This window comes from Natrialba asiatica DSM 12278 (assembly GCF_000337555.1).
Taxonomy (GTDB): domain Archaea; phylum Halobacteriota; class Halobacteria; order Halobacteriales; family Natrialbaceae; genus Natrialba; species Natrialba asiatica.
The window spans coordinates 92,466-110,827 of the sequence record NZ_AOIO01000039.1; the positions used below are offsets into that span (position 1 = coordinate 92,466).

Sequence of the window (18,362 nt, forward strand, 5' to 3'; positions counted from 1 at the left end):
GTATTGGAAGTAAATATAATCCTCAATAGACTAATCTATAGATTGGTTGAACGGTTCCTGCCGAGATCGATAGATATGTTACTATCATCCGAGATAATTATTATGGCACACAATCGATGGCACTCTCAGAGACAGACACAGCCACTGGGAATCAGAACTCGTTCGTGTACGTAGTTGCGGCGTTAGCCGCGCTCAACGGCCTTTTATTCGGGTTCGATACCGGCGTGATTTCCGGTGCAATGCTGTACATCAAGGACACGTTCGACATAACGATGTTATTCGGCCAGTCGATCCACCCGTCTCTCGTCGAAGGGGTGATCGTCAGCGGCGCGATGGTCGGGGCGATCGTCGGGGCCGCGCTCGGCGGTCGGCTGGCGGATCGGATCGGACGCCGGCGGCTCATCTTGGTCGGGGCCGTCGTGTTTTTCGTCGGCTCGCTTATCATGGCGATTGCGCCGAACACTGAGATACTGATCGTTGGACGTATCCTCGACGGTGTTGGCGTCGGCTTCGCCTCCGTCGTCGGGCCGCTGTATATCTCGGAGATCGCACCGCCGAAGATCCGCGGGTCGCTGGTGGCGTTAAACCAACTGACGATTACGAGCGGGATCCTCATCGCCTACATCGTGAACTACGCGTTCTCGAGCGGCGGCGAGTGGCGCTGGATGCTCGGCCTCGGGATGGTCCCCGCAGCGATCCTGTTCGTCGGGATGCTGTTCATGCCCGAGAGCCCGCGCTGGCTCTACGAACAGGGCTACAAGGAGACCGCCCGCGACGTGCTCTCGCGGATTCGGACCGAGGACCAGATCGACGCCGAGTTACGCGAAATCACGGAGACTATCCAGAGCGAAACCGGGGGCCTGCGCGATCTGTTTCAGCCGTGGATCGTTCCGATGCTCGTCGTCGGCAGCGGACTGGCAATATTCCAGCAAGTGACCGGGATCAACGCGGTCATGTACTACGCGCCGCGGATCCTCGAGTCGACCGGTTTCGGAGATACGAACTCGATCCTTGCAACCGTCGCAATCGGAGTCGTCAACGTCATCATGACCGCCGTCGCGGTGGCGTTGATCGACCGAACCGGCCGCCGACCGCTGCTTCTGACCGGCCTCACCGGAATGACGGCGATGCTCGGCATCGCCGGCCTCGTCTACTATCTGCCCGGCCTCTCGGGCGGACTCGGTGTGCTCGCGACCGGCAGTCTAATGCTTTACGTGGCGTTCTTCGCCATCGGCCTCGGGCCGGCGTTCTGGCTGCTCATCTCGGAGATCTATCCGATGGAGGTCCGCGGCATCGCGATGGGGGTTGTGACGGTACTCAACTGGGCCGCAAACCTGCTCGTTTCGCTCACGTTCCTCCGCCTCGTCGATGTCATCGGGCAGTCCGGAACGTTCTGGCTGTACGGCATCCTCTCGCTCGTCGCCCTCGTCTTCTGTTACCGACTCGTCCCGGAAACGAAGGGGCGCTCACTCGAGGAGATCGAGGCCGACCTCCGGAACACCTCTATCGGATCCGATTCGTCCGCGACGGACCGGACCGACGCCGTTCAAACGGACGACTGACACCGACGAGAGACGACAGCGACGAGCGACGGTCGAAGCCGAGCTGAAGTGATGTGAACCGCGCCCGGTTCGCCGGTCCTCACTCCTTTCTCCCGAATCCGCATCATTATCTCCGTTACTCGCCTGAGTCAACTATGGACGGACCAACACTGTTTCACCTTCACTTCAATACACCCGACGTAGAGAGCGCGGCCGATCGACTCGAGCGGGAGGGACTCCCCTGCAAGCGCCGTTTCGGGACCGTTCGTGGAGAGAGTCGATCGCTCGGTCCCGAAGACGCCGTTCCGGACGAGTTCAGATTCAAACTGCAGGTTCATCGTCGGGGGAACGTAGATATCACGCTTGCCCCTGGGAAGCGGTCCCGAATTGATCATCTCGGCCTTCGCAGTTCGGATTTCGATGGGACGCTCGAGCGGGCGCGCTCGCGTGGAGCGTCCGTTCGGCAGAACAGCCGGCGGACGTTCGTGATGACGCCGTGGACGTTCCGGGTTGAGTTGCACCCGAGGGCTGACGGGGAGCGAGGAACGGCGGAACGGGACAGAGATGCCGCATACCATATCGAGGACGCACTGCTCTCGGTACCGGAGGCCGGTGCGGTGCGAACGTATTTCGATTCTGTATTCGGGGCCGTACCGCAGTTGACGATCGAATCCGGTGAAGAGATCTGGCTGGAGTCGTTCACGATCGCTACTGACCGAAAGTCGAGGAGAATAGACGTCGCAGAACTCCTTGGTGCATAGACGGCGTCCGTTTCGAGTAGCTGCGACCCGGGTAGAACTGGGATCGGGAAGAGAGTACTGCGAGACCAAGTCCGGTTCGGGAGACGGAACCGTTGCCCGGCGCCCTACAGTTTCTTTCCTTGCCCTTACTGCACGTCCGTATCGATCAGCCCAAACCGCGAGCCGCTGTCGCTCTCGCTCGCGTTTTCGTACACCACGTGTGCTGCGGCAACGTCCTGAATTGCCAGTCCCGTCGAGTCGAACACCGTCACATCCGTCTCAGCCGTGCGGCCGTCCGTCGTGCCGACGACGAGTTCACCGAGTTCGGCGTGGATGTCGGCGTCGGTGAGCGTGCCGTCGGTGTAGGGCACGTTGATCTCGCCGGAGTGAGTGCACTGCTCGTGGTCGTCGATGACGACCGTCGCCGCCTGCAGAAGTTCGTCTGCGAGTTCGTGTTTGCCCTCTGCGTCGGCACCGATGGCGTTGATGTGCGTGTGCTCGCCGACGTCCTCGGGCGTGACGACCGGGTCGCGAACGGGCGTCACCGTCGAGAGCACGTCACAGTGACCGGCCTCGGAGATCGAGCCGGCGCGAACGGTGAACTCGTCGTCGTAGGCGTCGATGAAGCGCTGGACGCGTTCCTCGTCGAGGTCCGAGACGACGACCTCCTCGATCGGGCGAATCTCGCTGATCGCGTCGAGTTGAGTGTACGATTGGACGCCCGCGCCGACGAGGCCGAGACTCGTGGCGTCGGAGACGGCGAGGTGATCCGTCGCGACGGCCGCGGCGGCTCCGGTCCGTTTCATCGTGAGCGTCGTTCCGTCCATGATCGCAAGCGGGAACGCGGTTTCGGGGTCCGAGTAGATCATCGTCCCCAGCACGGTCGGCAGATCGTGGTCGGTCGGGTTGTCCGGGTGGACGTTGACCCACTTCAGGCCGGCGGCGTCCCACCCATCGGCAGCGTCAGCATCCCGCCGTGATCCTGACTGGCTCGAGGAGGCGTCGCTCCCTCGAACGTTCAGGTAGGCCGGCATCGAGCGAAAGTCCCCGTTGTATTGGGGTAAATCGATATAGGACTTGGCCGGCATCTGGGTGTCTCCCCGTTCGAACGCGCCGAAGGCCTGTTCGACTGCGTCGATGAGAGCCCCCATCCGAATGTTCTCGTCGACATCGTCGCTATCCAGAAGAATGGTGTTCATATCCGCGAATATTGCGGGCGGAACCTTAAGTGGTTCTTCCTGTGGTCGCGGCGCGAGTGTGAACGTGGACCGAGCGACGGATTGAGCGGGTGCTATCCGGTTGGAGCGCGGAGACGAACGGCAAACGGCAGAAAATGGGCCGCCGCAAGCGGTCGGCGATGGTGGTCGGGAAGTCGCGTGTAAGGGGGTCGTCCCTCGCTTACATCATGCCGCCCATACCGCCACCCATGCCGCCCATACCGCCCATGCCACCGGCACCGCCGGCGGGCATGTCTTCTTCGTCGTCGTCGTCGGCAACCGCGAGGTCGCCGGCGGCGATGACGTCGTCGATGCGAAGCAGCATAACGGCCGCTTCGGTGGCGGATTCGATCGCCTGGGTCTTCACGCGAAGCGGCTCGTAGACGCCTTCCTCGCCCATGTCGATGGTGTCGCCGGTGAATGCGTCCAGTCCGGCAGCCTCGTTGCCGCCGTCGTGGTCGGCGCGGAGTTCGACGAGCGAGTCGATTGGGTCGAGTCCTGCGTTCTCGGCCAGCGTGCGTGGGATGATCTCGAGCGCGTCCGCGAAGGCTTCGACGGCGAGCTGTTCGCGCCCGCCGACGGAGTCGGCGTAGTCGCGCAGCGCAAGCGAGAGTTCGACTTCGGGCGCGCCGCCGCCGGCGAGCACCTTGCCGTCCTCGAGGGTCGTCCGCACCACACCGAGGGAGTCCTCGATGGCGCGGTCGACCTCGTCGATGACGTGCTCGGTGCCACCCCGGAGGATGAGCGTGACGGCCTGTGCGTCGTCGACGTCCTCGACGAAGATGCGCTGGTCACCGGCGATCTCCTTCTGGGCGACGCTGCCGGCGAAGCCGAGGTCGTCCTCGGTCAGGTCGTCGACCGTTGAGACCGGCGTTGCGCCGGTTGCGCGGGCGAGCTGGGACTGGTCGCTGGACTTGACGCGGCGGACGGCGATGATGCCCTCCTGTGCGAGGTAGTGCTGGGCCATGTCGTCGATGCCGCCGTCGACGAAGACGACTTCCGCGCCGACGTCGGCGACCTGCTCGGCCATCTCGCGAAGCTGGGCCTCCTCCTGCTCTAAGAACTGCTCGAGCTGGTCCGGGTCGGTGACGTTGACTTCGGCGTCGATCTCGGTCTCTTTGATCTCGAGGTCGCCGTTGACGATCGCGACCGAGGCGTCCTCGGCGAAGTACGGCATGTTGTCGGAGACACGCTCCTTGTCGACGATGACGCCCTCGACGAGTTCGGAGTTCTCGATCGAGCCGCCGACGACCTTTTCGACTTTGACGTTGTCCGTGTCGACGTCGTCGCCGTCGGAGACGGACTGGACGGCGTCGACGACGAGATCGGCGAGCAGGTCGCGGGCGCTCTCTGCGCCCTTGCCGGTCATCGCGGTAGCGGCGATCTGGTGGAGGATCTCGTCGTCGTCCTCGTCGACATCGACTGCGATCTCTTCGAGGGCCTCCGTGGCCTCTTCGGCGGCCTGGCGGTATCCCTGCGCGAGCGTGGTCGCGTGGATGTCCTGATCGAGGAGGTCCTCGGCCTGGCTCAGGAGTTCACCGGCGACGACGACGGCGCTCGTGGTGCCGTCGCCGACCTCGTCCTCCTGGGTCTCGGCGACTTCGACGATCATGTCGGCCGCCGGGTGGTCGATTTCCATCTCCGAGAGGAGGGTGACGCCGTCGTTCGTCACGATGACGTTGCCCGAGGAATCGACGAGCATCTTGTCCATCCCCTTCGGTCCGAGTGTCGTGCGGACGGACTCGGCAACGGCCTTGCCGGCCTGTACGTTCATCGACTGCGCGTCTTTCCCGGAGGTTCGCTGGCTGTCCTCCGAGAGAACGATAAGGGGCTGGTTGCCCATCTGCTGTTGCGCCATAGTCACCCGAAGGATTGATTGTTATTCTATATAAATCCTTTGGTGTCAATTCACTCAGAGCGCCTGAATCGACGGGGGCTATCGCTTCGAGAGAGAACGACCGGCGGTTATTTATGAGTGAACCGAACGAAAAACGGGAGTCAAGCGACAGATCAAGACGATCCGGAGCCGGGGAAGCGGTGGTACTGCATCCCCTGGTGTTTCATCTCGTTGTGTCGCTCCTCCAGGAACGAGTAAACGGTGCCGTGTGGCGCGCCGTCGAGAAGCATCTCTGCGGCGCTGCGGACCGCATCGACTTGCGGCGGCGTGCCGATGATACCGAGCGTCGAGCCGTAGATGACGACCGATGCGCCCGACAGTTCCTCCATGAGTTCGCGCGTTCGGCCACCTTCGCCGATGAGTCGGCCCTTCTGGCGCTTCAGGTCGTTCTTGTTCCGGGCCGCCGCGTCGATGTCGACGACGTCGAACAGCATCATGTCGTCTTCGAGCAACTGCAGCGCCTCCTCGGGAGCGAATCCGCGCCCGATCGCACGGACGATTTCGGGGCCTTTGAGGCCGCGAACGGGGTCGCCGACCGTCTCGACGGCGACGGCACCGTCCTCCGAGTCGATATCCAATCGCACTTCGGCTTCCGCCTCGATCTCGCGCATCGTCTCGCCGCCCTCACCGATGAGAACTCCGATCCGGTCCTGCGGAATCTTCACGTGCTGCATACACCCGGGTATTCGCTGCGTGAGGTTAAGACCTTGGTCCCCGCACGAGCACCGCCGACCCGTCCGCAGGGCCGGCAACTATACTCGAGTTCAGCGTACCGGTCGTATGGCGACCGACCCGCAGTACGAACTCGTCACGAGCGCCACCGACCGGCTCGAGGGACCGCTGTTCCTCTCCCTCTCGAATCTCGGGTTGGCGGGTCTCACCGCCGCCGATTACCTCGTCCAGCAACTCGAGTTCACCCAGATCGGTCACGTGCGGACGAAAAACCTGCCGACCGTCGTTCCGTTCCGAAACGGCGAGCCGCGTCGTCCGATCCGCCTCTACGCGAGCGACGACGACGACTGCTGCGTGCTGCTCGGCGAAACCGTCATCCCGGTCTGGACCGCCGAGGCGTTCACCGACGCGGTCGTCGACTGGCTCGCCGAGACGGCGCTCGACGACCTCACCGTCTTGCACGGCATCCCGTTTCCGCACGGTCCCGACGAACACGAGGTCTTCTCGGTGGCAACACCGGACTACCAACGGCAACGGCTAGCCGACGCCGACAGCACGCCGCTCAGCGGCGGCATCTTAGACGGCGTGCCCGGCGAACTCACGACCCGCCGGTTCGACGGCGACGTCCCGCCGGTCGGCGTCCTGGTGACGCCGAGTCACCCGCCGGGACCGGATCTCGATGCGGCGCTTCGCTATCTCGCGTTCCTGACCGCGCACTACGACCTCGAAATCGACACCGAGCCGTTGCGCGAGCGCTCGGAAGCGCTCACCAGATACTACGCCGAACTCGCCGAGCGCATGGCGGCGATCGAGTCCCAGGACACCCCGCTCGAGGGACGAACGCTTCCCGACGACCGGATGTATATGTAACGCGTGGCTCGCCGGCCGAGCAGCGGCTGGGGGAACCGGACAGTGCCGGCACTACTCCGGGACGGAGCGGAACCGCACTGACTCCGAACCCGTCTCGAGGATCGCGACCGTCCGGTCCTCCGCGGCCGTCGTCGGAAACTGCGCCCCCGGGTTCAGCAGCGTCGTTCCCCCGTATTCGGTGCGTTCGTTGACGTGGTGATGACCGTAACAGACGAACTCGTGTTCGTCGGCGGCGGCGATCGCCCGCACCTCGTCCATCGACTCGCCGTGGAGGACGGCGATCGAGAGCCCGTCGAACTCGAGAGCTGCGAACCGGCCGTGGAGTTCGCTCCCGCCGCCGAGCGAGTCGAAGGCCGTCTGCAGGTTGCGAGCGTCGCCGTCGTTGTTCCCGAGAACGCCGTGGAGTTCGAATTCCGAGAAGTACGGCACGATCAGCGGCGCAACGAAGTCGCCGCAGTGGACGACGATCTCGACGCCTTCGTCCTCGAAAATCTCGGTGATGCGCTCGACCGCGTCGACGTTGTCGTGGGTGTCGGCGACGATGCCGATGTTCATACGCAGTTCCCCGCGGGCGACCGACAAATGTGTTGGGTCCGATTTCCCGATAGCGGCCTTCCCGGAGGGTCGAACAGTGCCAGGATCGGACGATCAGGAACAGGGCCCAGGGCCCAGCGATCAGACTCCGACGACCGACGGCACCCCGGCGCTATCGAGCGCCCGTCGCCGTTCCTCGTCGGTGAGCCGGTAGGGCTCGAGTTCGGTCGCGAGTTCATCGAGCGCGTTCCGCCGGCGCTGGTGGGCGGCGAGGAAGTCGGTGATGCGCTCGATCGCGAGGTCTTTGAGGTCGCCGCTCAGCAGGTCGCCCGCGCGGTAGGCCGCGGCGATGCGCTCGAGTTCGTCGTCGTCCGGTTCGAAGAAGTATCGGAGATACTGGAAGGGAACGTCGACCGTCGGGTCGCCGCCCTTCTCGCGGTGGTCTTCGAGCGTCGGGCGTCCGCCGGTGTAGGCGTGCGTGTGAATGGTCTCGGCGACGGTTTCCGGATCGTCGGTGAGTTCGATCGAGGGCGCGTCGCCGGACGAACTCATCTTCCCGGGGCCGGCGAGACTCGGGAGGAAGCGCCCGAGCAGCGCGCCCGGTTTTCGGACCGGAAGGGCCTCCTTCGCGGCCACGTCGCGGCAGACGCGAACGTGTGGGTCCTGGTCGACGGCGATGGGGACGAGCGTCGGCTGTCGGCCGGCGACGAGTTGCGGAAGCAGGAGGTGGGTCGCCTGCACAGCGGGGTAGAACTGCAGACCGACGGTGTCCTGCTCGCCGTAGACGGCCTCAACGGTCGCCGGGGTGAGGTGCTTCGCGAGGCGGACCGCGATCGGGTAGAGCACGTCCGCGTCGGCGGTGTCGATCACGATCCGCGTCCTTGCGGGGTCGAACCCGACCGCGAGGATATCCCGCAGGTTCTCGCGGGTGTGCTCGCCGATCGACGCAAAGGACTGCTCTTTCGCGAGGAACTTTTCGTCGTCCGACAGCGGGACGTAGACCGTCGCGCCCGTCTCCCGCTGGAAGCGCTTTGCGAGATAGAGCGGCAGGACGTGGCCGAGGTGCATCGGCCCCGACGGCCCCCTGCCGGTGACGACCGCGTGCGGGTCGCCCGCCCCGGCGGCCGCGAGGTAGTCGTCCACGTCCCGGCCGGCGTAGAACGTCCGGCGGCGGAGCAGCGGGTGGTCGGGAAAGCGTGTGATCTGTTCGTCCGTCAGTTCGGCAGCGCCGAAGCGCGCTACGAGTTTGTCGTAATTGACCTCGCCCGAGACGGCGTACGGTGTGACGGTGAACTCGTCGGCCTCGTCGCTCGAGCGAGACCCGTCGGCTTCGGGAGGGGTGGTTGCGTTCGGTTCGCGGTGATTGTCGGTTGGATCTGACATTCGTATCGGCGGTGGGATTCGACTGCAGTGGCTACGGCGCGGAACGAGAACCGACACAGAACGGAGGGAGCGACCGCCGCTGCGACCGACGAGTTAGGTCGCGCCGACAGCCGCGACGGTACTGTCCGCTCTCGAGGGGACCGACCAGCGCCACCGCCGCTCGAGAGCGGTCGTCATCGAATCACGGTACGAACCCGGTTCCATTGAACGTTACGCCGCGGGGTCGCGTCAGGACGGACGACGCTATAGCGACCCGCGTGATAACGTACCTCAATGTAGAACTATTACAATATTACATTACGATCGCCGAAAGAAAGGGAGTATGTCCGAGCGCAACGGGCCCGAGATCGAACGGCGTCGGTTACTGACTCGCGTCGGGGTCGCCGGAACGGCCGCGCTCGCCGGGTGCTCGAACGAGGAACCCGCGACGAGCGACGCGAGAACCGACGGTGAACCGAGCGGAGAGAAGGGAACTAAACGGAACGGAAACGGTGACGGGCCCGAAAACGAAAGGACGACCCTCCGACTCCTCCACGATACGCACATCCACGGACGGTTGGGTAACAGCGGCGAGCCCCACAACGTCGCGAACTACTTCGGGCTGATCGAGGAGTTGTACGCGGCAGCCGATCACGCCGTCGCGGTCGGCAACGGGGACGACCTGCACATGTCCGTCGAATCGTCCGTCTTCGACGGCAACCACGTGACGACGATTCTCAACGAGAGCCCCGTCTCGTACAACACGATCGGCAATCACGAGTTCGACAACGGTCCCGAAAGCCTGCGCGAGAACATCGCCGCGAGCGAGTTTACCTGGGTGAGCGCGAACGTTCTCGAGAGCGACGCCGAGGCGGTCTTCGGGAGCGACGAGGGGGCAGTTCGATACGCGACCGAAGAGATCGGCGGCGTACGGGTCGGGTTCACCGGGTTCGCACCTGAGAACACGCCCGACGTCACGTCGGTCGACGGTGCGGCCGAGGTGCTCGAACCCGTCGGTGCCGCCGAAGCCGTCGTCGCCGATCTCGAAGCGGACGGTGCCGACGTGATCGTCGTCCTCTCGCACCTCGCGAGTTCGGTCGCCGAGGAACTCGTCGCCGCCGTCGACGGGATCGACGTCGTCGTCGGCGATCACACGGCGTCCGTCGTGGACGAGCCCGTCGAGGTAAACGAGACGCTCCTCTCGTACGTCGGCGACGAGTTCGATTACGTCGGACAACTCGACCTCGAGATCGCTATCGAGAGCGAGGGCGAGAGCGGTGCTATCGAAGAGTACGCGTTCGAGCGCCACGATCTCGCGGCGCTCGTGGACGACAGTGCGGTCGACCCGCACGAGGGCGTTCGGGAGCTACTCGTCGACTACGAGGCGCGACTCGACGAGGAACTCGGCGAGGTGATCGGCGAAACGACGGTCGATCTCGACGTCCGCGCGGAGACGGTCCGTCGCGAGGAGTCGAACTTCGGTACCTGGCTCGCGGACGTGATCCGCGACGACGTCGACGCCGACGTGGCGATACAGAACGGCGGCGGCATCAGGAGCGATCGGCTGTACGAGGCGGGCGAGCTATCCCGCGGAACGGTCGTCGATATCCTTCCGTTCCCGAACCGAACGGTGAAACTCGAGGTTTCCGGCGAGACTCTCGAGGGCGCGATCGAACACGGCGTCAGCGCGGTGGCGGACGGTCACGGTCGGTTCCCGCAGGTCAGCGGCCTGTCGTTCGCGTACGATCCCGACGCCGAAGCGGGTCGCCGCGTCGAAGAGTTGCGCGTCGGCGAGAACTCGGTCGATTCCGACGCGACGTACGAACTCGGGACCAACGATTTCCTCGCGGGCGGCGGCGACGGGTACGACGAACTCGAGGAGTCCGCCGTGCTAGTTCCGCCGGACGAAGGAACGGTGTTGTCGGCGCTCGCGATGGCGACGATCGAGACGAACGGGACGATTTCGCCGATCATCGAGGGACGAATCGAAACGGTCTGAGGAAGTCTCAGCGAAGGCGATCGGGCGAGGATCGAACCGACTCAGTCCCGGGACGGGTCCGGCTCGGGATCGGTCACGAACTCGAGGAGGTCGTCGGCGTCGGCGTCCAAGCCCTGCCGGGAGAAGAAACTCGACACGTTCTCGCAGTCGCGCTCTAAGAAATCGCGGCTGTTGGGATGGTGGACGGTGACGGCCTGGCCCAGGTCGATCACCACGAGTTCACCCTCGTGGAAGACGACGTTGTACTCGCTCAGGTCGCCGTGGACGATGCCGGCCGCGTAGAGGCGGCGCATGTACTCGCGCATGACCTCGTAGGCGGTCTGGGGATTCTCGATGTGGACTTCGCCGAGGCGCTTTGCCCGGCCCTCGGCGTTGCCGATGTACTCCATGACGAGCACGTTTCGTTCGGTGGCGATCGGTTCGGGGACGCGGACACCGGCTTTCTTGGCCCGCCGGAGGTTCGCGAACTCCTTTTTGGTCCAGGCGAGGACGACGTCTTTCTTCTTGCCGCCCAGGCCTTCGAAGCGCGGGTCGCCCTCGAGATAGTCGCGCATCTGGCGAAAATTCGAGGCGTTGATCCGGTAGACCTTGACCGCGACGTCGCGGTCGTCGCCGAGCGCGTGATAGACGTTCGCCTCCTTGCCCGTCGAGAGCGGCCCGCCGAAGGCCTCGACGTAGCCGTCCTGGACGAGTTTGTACAGCGCGGCGAACGTTGCATCGTCGAACACCGACTGCTCGACCTTGAACTGGTCGGCGTCCTTGATACGCTCCTCGAACTGCTCGAACTTGCGATCGCGTTTGCGGGCGATTCGGTCGGCTTCGGTGTCCGACACGTCGATCTCCTCCCACTCGTCGCCCGGCGTCTCGGCCTCGTCGAGGTCGACTAACCCGAATTCCGCGTCCGTTCCCTGTCCCATCTACTCCGTGGTAGGGGGCGCAGGCGGGTAAAGGACCGGGTATCCCTCGCCGGTGAACCGACGGCTTTCACCCGCCTCGAATCAGTATGTCGGGCCTGTCTTTTTTCGCTTCGCGTCGTAGGGTTACAGATGAACGGAGCGCAGAACGAGACCATGAACGCGAACAGGCCCCCGACCACGACCGACCGCGCCAACGTCCAGCCGATGGTGACGGCCGACCGATGACCAGCTACGACGTGACGCTCGAACGGACCGAGGGCCCGACCCAAACGATCGCGGTCGACGAGCGCGAGACGATACTCGAGGCCGCCCGGCGGGCCGGCGTCCGGCTCCCGTCCGACTGTCGGAAAGGGACTTGCACGACGTGCGTGGGACGAGTGCTCGCCGTCGACGGCGAACCTGAACCTGAACCCGAAGCCGAGGCCGAGGCCGAAACCGAACCTGAACTCGAGACGCCGTCCGGCGATCGGAGCGACCACCACCCCGACGCCGCGACCGCCGTCGACTACCGACGGCCGCCGCGGGCGCTCGACGAGCGCGAACGCACCGACGGCTATGCGCTGCTGTGTATCGCGCTGCCAAGAGCCGACTGTCGAATCGAGGTGGGGCCGAGGGTGCGCGCGGAAGTCGGCGACAGTCCGTGGAAGTAGTCGCTCCCGTCGTCGCGCTCTCAGACCGTGAGCCGTTATCGTCGCGCCACCGACGGACAAGCGACTGCGGTAACGTTAACGGGTGCGCATAGCAACGCTCTACCAAGAATGTCCCTCGCCGACGAGAACGCGGACGAAGACAATCCGTATCTTCGTGATCCGCCGACCGAGTTCAGCCCAGTCGATGCGCTCTCAGCAGAAGAGGCCCGTAGACAGGTCGCACAGTTACGCGAGGCCATCCGCGAGCACGACCGCCGGTACTACGTCGAAACCGACCCGATCATCGCCGATCGGACCTACGACGCGCTCTTCTCCCGGCTGCAAGCACTCGAGGAGGCCTTCGACCTCGCCCATCCGGACAGTCCGACTAGGAGCGTCGGCGGCGAACCCATCGATGCGTTCGAAACGGTCGAGCACGTCGCGCCGATGCTGTCGATCGACAACAGCGGAGACGCGGCGGACGTCCGCGAGTTCGACGAGCGCGTCCGACGGGAGGTCGGCGACGTCGACTACGTCTGCGAGCCCAAGTTCGACGGCGTCTCGATGGAGTTCGTCTACGAGGACGGCAGCCTGACGCGGGCGGTCACCCGCGGCGACGGCCGCGAGGGCGACGACGTGACGCGAAACGCCCGCACCATCGGCTCGGTTCCCCAGCGTCTCCACGGCGATTATCCCGACTTTCTCGCGGTTCGGGGCGAGGTCTACATGCCCAAAGACGCCTTCCAGGCACACAACCGCGAGCGGATCGAACGCGGCGAGGAACCCTTCGCCAACCCGCGAAACGCGACCGCCGGGACGATCCGCCAACTCGATCCCTCGATCGTCGCCGACCGCCCGCTCCAGGTCTTCTACTTCGACGTGCTCGAAGCGAGCGACCTGGCCGACAGCCACCGGGACGAACTCGAGCGCTTTCCCGCCTACGGCCTGCGGACGAACGAGCGCGTCGAGGTCGTCGACGACATCGAGGGGGCGATCGACTACCGCGACCGCATGCACGAGATCCGCGACGACCTGAACTACGAGATCGACGGCGTCGTCATCAAGGTCGACGAGCGCGAGGCCCGCGAGGAACTGGGCCGCACGGCGCGCCACGACCGCTACGCCTTCGCCTACAAGTTCCCCGCCCGCGCCGAGGTGACGCCGATCACCGACGTGGCCGTCCAGATCGGTCGCACGGGCCGCGTGACGCCCGTCGCCCTGCTCGAACCGGTCGACGTCGGCGGCGTCACCGTCTCCAGAGCGAGCCTGCACAACCCCGAGGAAATCGAGGCCAAGAACGTCGACGTCGGCGACACCGTCCGCGTCCAGCGCGCCGGCGACGTGATCCCCTACGTCGAGGACGTCGTCGAGAAAGGGAGTACCGGCCATTACGACCTCCCCGACCGCTGTCCCGTCTGCGGCAGCGCTATCGAACGCGACGGCCCGATCGCCTTCTGTACCGGCGGCCTGGCCTGCGACGCACAACTTCGGCGATCGATCGAGTACTACGCGGGCGACGGCGGCCTCGACCTCGAAGGGCTCGGCGAGAAGAGCGTTCGGCAGCTCGTCGACGCCGGGTTGGTGGAATCCGTCGCCGACCTCTACGATCTCGAGCGCGAGGACCTGACCGAACTCGACGGCTGGGGCGAGACCAGCGCCGAGAACCTGCTGTCCGAAATCGAGGACAGCCGCGAGCCGCCGCTTCCCGACTTCCTCTCGGCCCTCGGCATCCCCCACGTCGGCCCGGCGACCGCGCGCGAACTCGCCCGCGAGTTCAGGACGTTCGACGCCGTCCGCGAGGCCGCCGAGGACGACCCGGAACAACTCGAGACCGTCGACGACGTGGGTGAGACGGTCGCCGAGACGATCCACGAGTTCTTCGCGAGCGAGGCCAACGCCGAAGCGGTGGACGCGATTCTGGCGCACGTCTCGCCGCAGGAGGCGACAGCGGAGACCGGCGGCGACGAACTCGACGGGCTGACGTTCGTCTTCACGGGTTCGCTCGCGGAACTGACCCGCAGCGAGGCGCAGGAACTCGTCGAAGCCCACGGCGCGAACGCCACGGGAAGCGTCTCGGGGAACACGGACTTTCTCGTCGCCGGCGAGAGCCCGGGCGCGACGAAGTTAGACGCCGCAGAAGAAAACGACGTGCCGATCCTCGACGACGGCGAGGGCGAGTTCAGGGCTGCACTCGCGGCACGGGGCGTCGAGTTGAGCGCGGAGTGACGAGCTATCGGCTCGGTGGCGAACTCGTTGCAGCGGATGGCAGTCACCTGTAGTGGCATGAAGGGTGCGTAACTTAGTACCAGAACGGTGTACCGCGGCTATGGCGTCGATTCCAGACGACTTCCACGATCTGTTCGAGAAGAAAACGTTCGCTCACGTGGCGACGGTGTTACCGGACGACGAGCTGCACGTCACGCCCGTGTGGATCGACTACGACGCGGACGCGGATCGCCTGCTTATCAACACCGAACGAGACCGACGGAAGACGAAAAACGCCAGCAACGATTCGCGGATCGGCGTGAGCATGACCGATCCCGACAGCCCCTATCGCATGCTCTCCGTGACGGGTTCGGTCGACGAGATCACGACCGACGGTGCGCGCGAGCACATCGACGAACTCGCACAGCGATATACGGGCAACGAGGAGTACCAGAATCCGATCCAGAGCGAGCGGGTCATCATCTCGATCGAACCTGAAGAGGTTCGCCACGCCGCACAATAGGGTGAACGCGAACGTGGCGGCGAACGCAAACAGAAACGAGAGTGCGAACGCGAACCGCGCTTAGAGATCGACGCGGTCGAACCGATAGAGCGCGATCGCGATCGGAACGACGATCCAGGCGAGCAGGATGATAAACGAGAACCAGTCCTGCAGATAGAACGGGACGCTACCGAACATGCCCTCGAGTAGGGCGACGGTTTGCGGAGAAGTTTCGCCCATCGAGGTCACGAGCGAGAGGACGTTCTGGTAGGCGCTGTTGAGCGAGAGGCTATTAAACAGCAAAGTGGCCTGGGCGGTCGTCTCGTTCTGGGGCAGGTATCCCGCGTTCATCAACATCGAAAGCGCGACGATAACGGTGTCCCAGATGATGTAAAACAGGACGAAGAGGCCGAACATCGCAGCGCCGGCGATCGTCGTCGACCGCGTTACGGACGAGAGCGAAACCGCGAGGCTCGTGTAGGCGACGCCGTAGAGGATCGACACCGCGAGCAGTCCCGCGTAGTCGGCGACGCTGAAACTCCCGAGTAACGCGGCGACGACGATAGCAGCGAGGACGAATCCGGCGATCAGCGAGACCGACAGGACGGTCGAGCGGCCGATGAGCTTCCCGAGCAGCACGTCCTTTCGCGAGTGCGGGAGCGAGAGCAGTATCTTGAGACTGCCGGACTCGCGCTCGCCCGCGATCGACTTCCAGCCAAGGATCAGCGCGATCAGCGGGATGACGAGGCTCGTGATCCCCTGCACCAAACCGACGAGGGCCGTCGTCGTCTGCCCCTGGGCGGCGATATCGTCCCCGAAGTAGGAGATGATCCCCGTCGTCGCAACCAACAGCATGAAAAAGAAGATGCTCAGGCCCCAGAACACCCACGAGCGGATCGAATCCCGAAAGTCCTTGCGCGCGACTGCGCGAACGCTGTCCGGGTTGACCGAACTCGTACTGGACGTCGTCCCCGTCCTCGACGCGCTAGCGTCGGTTCCAGTTTCGGCGCTCATCGCGCCGTCACCTCCGCGCCCGTCGTGTACGACTGGAACACGTCCTCGAGCGATGCCTCCGTCGTCGAGAAGTCCCGCACCTCGACGCCGTGGTCTTCGAGTTCAGCGAGGACGGTCGTTTTCGAGCCGTCGACCTGGGCGGTGATCGTCGGCGGATCGCGGTCCTCGGCGGCGACGTTCGAAACGGTCGGCAGCGACCGAACCGCCTGGAGGGCGTCGTCGTCGATCCGGTCGACGGTGACCCGAAGCGAGGTGCCGCCGCCGATGGAGTCGCGCAGCCCCTCGACGGAGTCGACGGCGACCATCTGGCCGTCCTGCAGGATGCCGACGCGGTCACAGACCGCCTCGACCTGCTCCATGCTGTGACTCGAGAAGAAGACGGTCGCGCCGCGAGCGTTCTCCTCGCGGACGATCTCGCGCATCTCGCGGGCACCGTTGGGGTCGAGCCCGGTGGAGGGTTCGTCGAGGATGAGCAGGTCCGGCTCGCCCACGAGCGCCATCGCGAGCATGAGCCGCTGGGCCATCCCCTTCGAGTAGCCGCCGGCCTTCCGGTCGATCGCGTCGGTCAGGCCGACCCGTTCGAGCAGCGCCTCCGGCTCGTCGTCGCTTCCTTTCGACTCGATGGCGAACTCGAGGTGCTGGCGGGCGGTGAGGCGGTCGTAAACTTGATAGCCTTCGGGGAGGACGCCGGTCCGCGAGCGAATCTCGCGGCTGTGGGCCTGAGCGTCGAGACCGAGGACCTCGACCCGTCCCGCAGTCGGCCGGATGAAATCGAGCACGACGTTGATCGTCGTCGACTTCCCTGCGCCGTTCGGACCGAGAAAGCCGAACACCTCGCCCTCGTGAACCTCGAAGGAGAGGGTATCGAGCGCGAGCGTCTGCCCGTAGGACTTCGTCAGTTCGTCGACGCGAAGTGCAGGCATGGCTGAGTCATCTCGGCGTTCACCGATAAGAGTTGCCACTTGGGGAGGATAATACACCCGAACATGGACGGTGAAGAAACCGATTCCGACTAGTCGTGATCGAACCGTCGAGTTCAGATCGAGTCGTCCGGCTCGTATTGCGCTTGGACGCGGTCAACTTCGGTCGCGTATCGTTCGCGCGTTTCCGCATCGTCGACCGGTTCGAGGTCCGATTCGGGAACGTCGGTCGCCGCAGTGACCGCAGGCCCCGTTCGAAGCGCCGTCGAGGATCGTTCGCGCTGGTGGTACTGCGATCCGTCCGGCGTCGCGTAGACGAGCGTGACGATGTTTCGCGCGCCGAAGTCGCGTTCGACCAGCCAGCACCGGACCGTCGGGTCAGACATACCCGGGAATTGCGGCCGGACCACCGAGAAAGTATCGCGTCGCTTCCGGGTGCCGGGCCAGCGCAGCCAGCCGTCGCGTGGCCGTCCGGTCGGCGTTCGCACACACAGCAGAACGCCCCAGCGTACTTGACCCCCGGCGGTGCACTCTGGGGCAACGACTCACGACGACCGCGAGCCAGCGCCCGCCCGATGCGGCTCACCTTCCGATTCAGATGGCTGTCAACTGGACACACCACGTCGACGCCTTGCACTACGACGGCGAAGCCGAACAGCGGCGACTCGAACTCGAAACCGCGACGATCGTCGTCACGAGCCACCGCGTTCTCGCGTTCGATCGCTCCAGTCGCTCACGCCTACCAGGGACGCACCCCTATCGTCACGTCGACCGCCCGAACGTCCAACACGTCACCGTCAGCCAAAGCGGATCGACGAGACACCTGCTCCGGAGCCTCCTGACCGGCGCGATCGGACTCACGCTGCTTACCACCGCGGCAGTCGTCTCCTTCGGCGAGTTGGTTCCCGAACTCGAACTGGACGGAACAGCCGCCAGAGACAGGGCGGGAACGGCAACCGACGCCGGAGATGCCGCCGGAACGACTGCGGCTGTCGACAGCACGTTCGAGACACTCGGGGTACTGTTCCAGATACTCGATACCGGCGTCCTCGTTGGCGGCATCCTCTCGCTCGCGCTTGCCGCCGTCTTCGCCGGGCTCTACATCCGCTCACGATCGAGGCAACTCGTCCTCCAAGTCGCCGGCGGTGACGACATCGCCGTTCCGCTCGGCGAGACTGACGACGCTGCCCCGATCACGCTCAGTCTCAGCGAGGCCATTCAGCCGGGTCCGACGGCCGATCAGCGTTCGCCGGCCGAGAGAGCCGAGTTCAGCCGGTCCTCGGAGTCGGGCGAATCCCACCCGCGGGGCGACCGCTGGCGCGGTCGCGATGAGTCAGGCTGAA

General features: G+C 64.9%; 17 protein-coding genes. 8 read left to right on the plus strand and 9 right to left on the minus strand.

Annotated elements, in window-relative coordinates:
* Positions 1 to 116 precede the first annotated feature (116 nt).
* On the plus strand, positions 117 to 1,562 hold the full coding sequence (locus C481_RS17365) for a sugar porter family MFS transporter (RefSeq protein WP_006110627.1): 1,446 nt from the start codon (positions 117 to 119) through the stop codon (positions 1,560 to 1,562).
* 134 nt (positions 1,563 to 1,696) lie between these two features.
* The gene (locus C481_RS17370) at positions 1,697 to 2,302 is read left to right on the plus strand and encodes a glyoxalase/bleomycin resistance/dioxygenase family protein (RefSeq protein WP_049904735.1); all 606 of its coding nucleotides are present in this window, start codon (positions 1,697 to 1,699) and stop codon (positions 2,300 to 2,302) included.
* Between the two features lie 125 nt (positions 2,303 to 2,427).
* Here C481_RS17370 and C481_RS17375 read toward each other — a convergent pair whose 3' ends face one another.
* The 3 genes from C481_RS17375 to C481_RS17385 all read right to left on the minus strand — a co-directional run bounded on the left by C481_RS17375 (position 2,428) and on the right by C481_RS17385 (position 6,069).
* Entirely contained in the window at positions 2,428 to 3,480 is a 1,053-nt protein-coding gene (locus tag C481_RS17375; RefSeq protein WP_006110630.1) for an alanine dehydrogenase, read from the minus strand.
* 199 nt (positions 3,481 to 3,679) lie between these two features.
* Entirely contained in the window at positions 3,680 to 5,341 is a 1,662-nt protein-coding gene (gene thsA, locus C481_RS17380; protein WP_049904736.1) for a thermosome subunit alpha, read from the minus strand.
* A 167-nt stretch (positions 5,342 to 5,508) separates the two neighbouring features.
* The gene (locus tag C481_RS17385) at positions 5,509 to 6,069 is read right to left on the minus strand and encodes a KH domain-containing protein (protein ID WP_006110632.1); all 561 of its coding nucleotides are present in this window, start codon (positions 6,067 to 6,069) and stop codon (positions 5,509 to 5,511) included.
* Positions 6,070 to 6,175: 106 nt separating this feature from the next.
* Here C481_RS17385 and C481_RS17390 point away from each other — a divergent pair, with 106 nt between their 5' ends.
* Positions 6,176 to 6,937, plus strand: a complete 762-nt coding sequence (locus C481_RS17390; RefSeq protein ID WP_006110633.1) for a proteasome assembly chaperone family protein — start codon at positions 6,176 to 6,178, stop codon at positions 6,935 to 6,937.
* A gap of 51 nt (positions 6,938 to 6,988) precedes the next feature.
* Here the strand turns inward: C481_RS17390 and C481_RS17395 are convergent, their stop codons facing one another.
* Together C481_RS17395 and C481_RS17400 are read right to left on the minus strand one after the other, a co-directional pair.
* Entirely contained in the window at positions 6,989 to 7,492 is a 504-nt protein-coding gene (locus C481_RS17395; RefSeq protein ID WP_006110634.1) for a YfcE family phosphodiesterase, read from the minus strand.
* Between the two features lie 120 nt (positions 7,493 to 7,612).
* Positions 7,613 to 8,854 (minus strand): tryptophan--tRNA ligase, encoded by a 1,242-nt coding sequence (locus tag C481_RS17400; protein WP_006110635.1) that lies wholly within the window; start codon positions 8,852 to 8,854, stop codon positions 7,613 to 7,615.
* A 322-nt stretch (positions 8,855 to 9,176) separates the two neighbouring features.
* Between C481_RS17400 and C481_RS17405 the strand changes: the two genes are divergently transcribed.
* Positions 9,177 to 10,832: a bifunctional metallophosphatase/5'-nucleotidase gene (locus C481_RS17405; RefSeq protein ID WP_006110636.1), complete on the plus strand. Its 1,656-nt coding sequence runs from the start codon at positions 9,177 to 9,179 to the stop codon at positions 10,830 to 10,832.
* A gap of 41 nt (positions 10,833 to 10,873) precedes the next feature.
* On the opposite strand, the gene rio1 is transcribed toward C481_RS17405, so the two are convergent.
* A complete protein-coding gene (gene rio1, locus C481_RS17410) occupies positions 10,874 to 11,749 on the minus strand; it encodes a serine/threonine-protein kinase Rio1 (protein ID WP_006110637.1) in 876 nt (291 codons plus the stop codon).
* A gap of 221 nt (positions 11,750 to 11,970) precedes the next feature.
* On the opposite strand from rio1, the gene C481_RS17415 reads away from it, so the two are divergent.
* From C481_RS17415 to C481_RS17425, 3 genes are all read left to right on the plus strand, one after another.
* Positions 11,971 to 12,399, plus strand: a complete 429-nt coding sequence (locus C481_RS17415; RefSeq protein WP_006110638.1) for a 2Fe-2S iron-sulfur cluster-binding protein — start codon at positions 11,971 to 11,973, stop codon at positions 12,397 to 12,399.
* A 108-nt stretch (positions 12,400 to 12,507) separates the two neighbouring features.
* Positions 12,508 to 14,604, plus strand: a complete 2,097-nt coding sequence (gene ligA, locus C481_RS17420; protein WP_006110639.1) for an NAD-dependent DNA ligase LigA — start codon at positions 12,508 to 12,510, stop codon at positions 14,602 to 14,604.
* Positions 14,605 to 14,704: 100 nt separating this feature from the next.
* On the plus strand, positions 14,705 to 15,106 hold the full coding sequence (locus C481_RS17425) for a pyridoxamine 5'-phosphate oxidase family protein (RefSeq protein WP_006110640.1): 402 nt from the start codon (positions 14,705 to 14,707) through the stop codon (positions 15,104 to 15,106).
* A gap of 60 nt (positions 15,107 to 15,166) precedes the next feature.
* Here C481_RS17425 and C481_RS17430 read toward each other — a convergent pair whose 3' ends face one another.
* The 3 genes from C481_RS17430 to C481_RS22310 all read right to left on the minus strand — a co-directional run bounded on the left by C481_RS17430 (position 15,167) and on the right by C481_RS22310 (position 17,405).
* Positions 15,167 to 16,099: an ABC transporter permease gene (locus C481_RS17430; protein ID WP_006110641.1), complete on the minus strand. Its 933-nt coding sequence runs from the start codon at positions 16,097 to 16,099 to the stop codon at positions 15,167 to 15,169.
* Positions 16,096 to 17,022: an ABC transporter ATP-binding protein gene (locus C481_RS17435; protein WP_006110642.1), complete on the minus strand. Its 927-nt coding sequence runs from the start codon at positions 17,020 to 17,022 to the stop codon at positions 16,096 to 16,098. The genes C481_RS17430 and C481_RS17435 overlap by 4 nt, the downstream gene beginning before the upstream one ends.
* Positions 17,023 to 17,135: 113 nt before the next feature.
* Positions 17,136 to 17,405 (minus strand): hypothetical protein, encoded by a 270-nt coding sequence (locus tag C481_RS22310; protein WP_006110643.1) that lies wholly within the window; start codon positions 17,403 to 17,405, stop codon positions 17,136 to 17,138.
* A 212-nt stretch (positions 17,406 to 17,617) separates the two neighbouring features.
* On the opposite strand from C481_RS22310, the gene C481_RS17445 reads away from it, so the two are divergent.
* Complete coding sequence (locus C481_RS17445) at positions 17,618 to 18,361, plus strand: hypothetical protein (protein ID WP_006110644.1); 744 nt, start codon at positions 17,618 to 17,620, stop codon at positions 18,359 to 18,361.
* The last annotated feature ends 1 nt before the right edge of the window (position 18,362 follow it).

What these genes read in the sequence shown, in the direction of transcription:
- C481_RS17365 (WP_006110627.1), top strand. Translation starts at nt 117, where the DNA reads ATGGCACTCTCAGAGACAGACACAGCCACTGGGAATCAGAACTCGTTC.
- C481_RS17370 (WP_049904735.1), top strand. Translation starts at nt 1,697, where the DNA reads ATGGACGGACCAACACTGTTTCACCTTCACTTCAATACACCCGACGTA.
- C481_RS17375 (WP_006110630.1), bottom strand. Translation starts at nt 3,480, where the DNA reads ATGAACACCATTCTTCTGGATAGCGACGATGTCGACGAGAACATTCGG.
- thsA (WP_049904736.1), bottom strand. Translation starts at nt 5,341, where the DNA reads ATGGGCAACCAGCCCCTTATCGTTCTCTCGGAGGACAGCCAGCGAACC.
- C481_RS17385 (WP_006110632.1), bottom strand. Translation starts at nt 6,069, where the DNA reads ATGCAGCACGTGAAGATTCCGCAGGACCGGATCGGAGTTCTCATCGGT.
- C481_RS17390 (WP_006110633.1), top strand. Translation starts at nt 6,176, where the DNA reads ATGGCGACCGACCCGCAGTACGAACTCGTCACGAGCGCCACCGACCGG.
- C481_RS17395 (WP_006110634.1), bottom strand. Translation starts at nt 7,492, where the DNA reads ATGAACATCGGCATCGTCGCCGACACCCACGACAACGTCGACGCGGTC.
- C481_RS17400 (WP_006110635.1), bottom strand. Translation starts at nt 8,854, where the DNA reads ATGTCAGATCCAACCGACAATCACCGCGAACCGAACGCAACCACCCCT.
- C481_RS17405 (WP_006110636.1), top strand. Translation starts at nt 9,177, where the DNA reads ATGTCCGAGCGCAACGGGCCCGAGATCGAACGGCGTCGGTTACTGACT.
- rio1 (WP_006110637.1), bottom strand. Translation starts at nt 11,749, where the DNA reads ATGGGACAGGGAACGGACGCGGAATTCGGGTTAGTCGACCTCGACGAG.
- C481_RS17415 (WP_006110638.1), top strand. Translation starts at nt 11,971, where the DNA reads ATGACCAGCTACGACGTGACGCTCGAACGGACCGAGGGCCCGACCCAA.
- ligA (WP_006110639.1), top strand. Translation starts at nt 12,508, where the DNA reads ATGTCCCTCGCCGACGAGAACGCGGACGAAGACAATCCGTATCTTCGT.
- C481_RS17425 (WP_006110640.1), top strand. Translation starts at nt 14,705, where the DNA reads ATGGCGTCGATTCCAGACGACTTCCACGATCTGTTCGAGAAGAAAACG.
- C481_RS17430 (WP_006110641.1), bottom strand. Translation starts at nt 16,099, where the DNA reads ATGAGCGCCGAAACTGGAACCGACGCTAGCGCGTCGAGGACGGGGACG.
- C481_RS17435 (WP_006110642.1), bottom strand. Translation starts at nt 17,022, where the DNA reads ATGCCTGCACTTCGCGTCGACGAACTGACGAAGTCCTACGGGCAGACG.
- C481_RS22310 (WP_006110643.1), bottom strand. Translation starts at nt 17,405, where the DNA reads ATGTCTGACCCGACGGTCCGGTGCTGGCTGGTCGAACGCGACTTCGGC.
- C481_RS17445 (WP_006110644.1), top strand. Translation starts at nt 17,618, where the DNA reads ATGGCTGTCAACTGGACACACCACGTCGACGCCTTGCACTACGACGGC.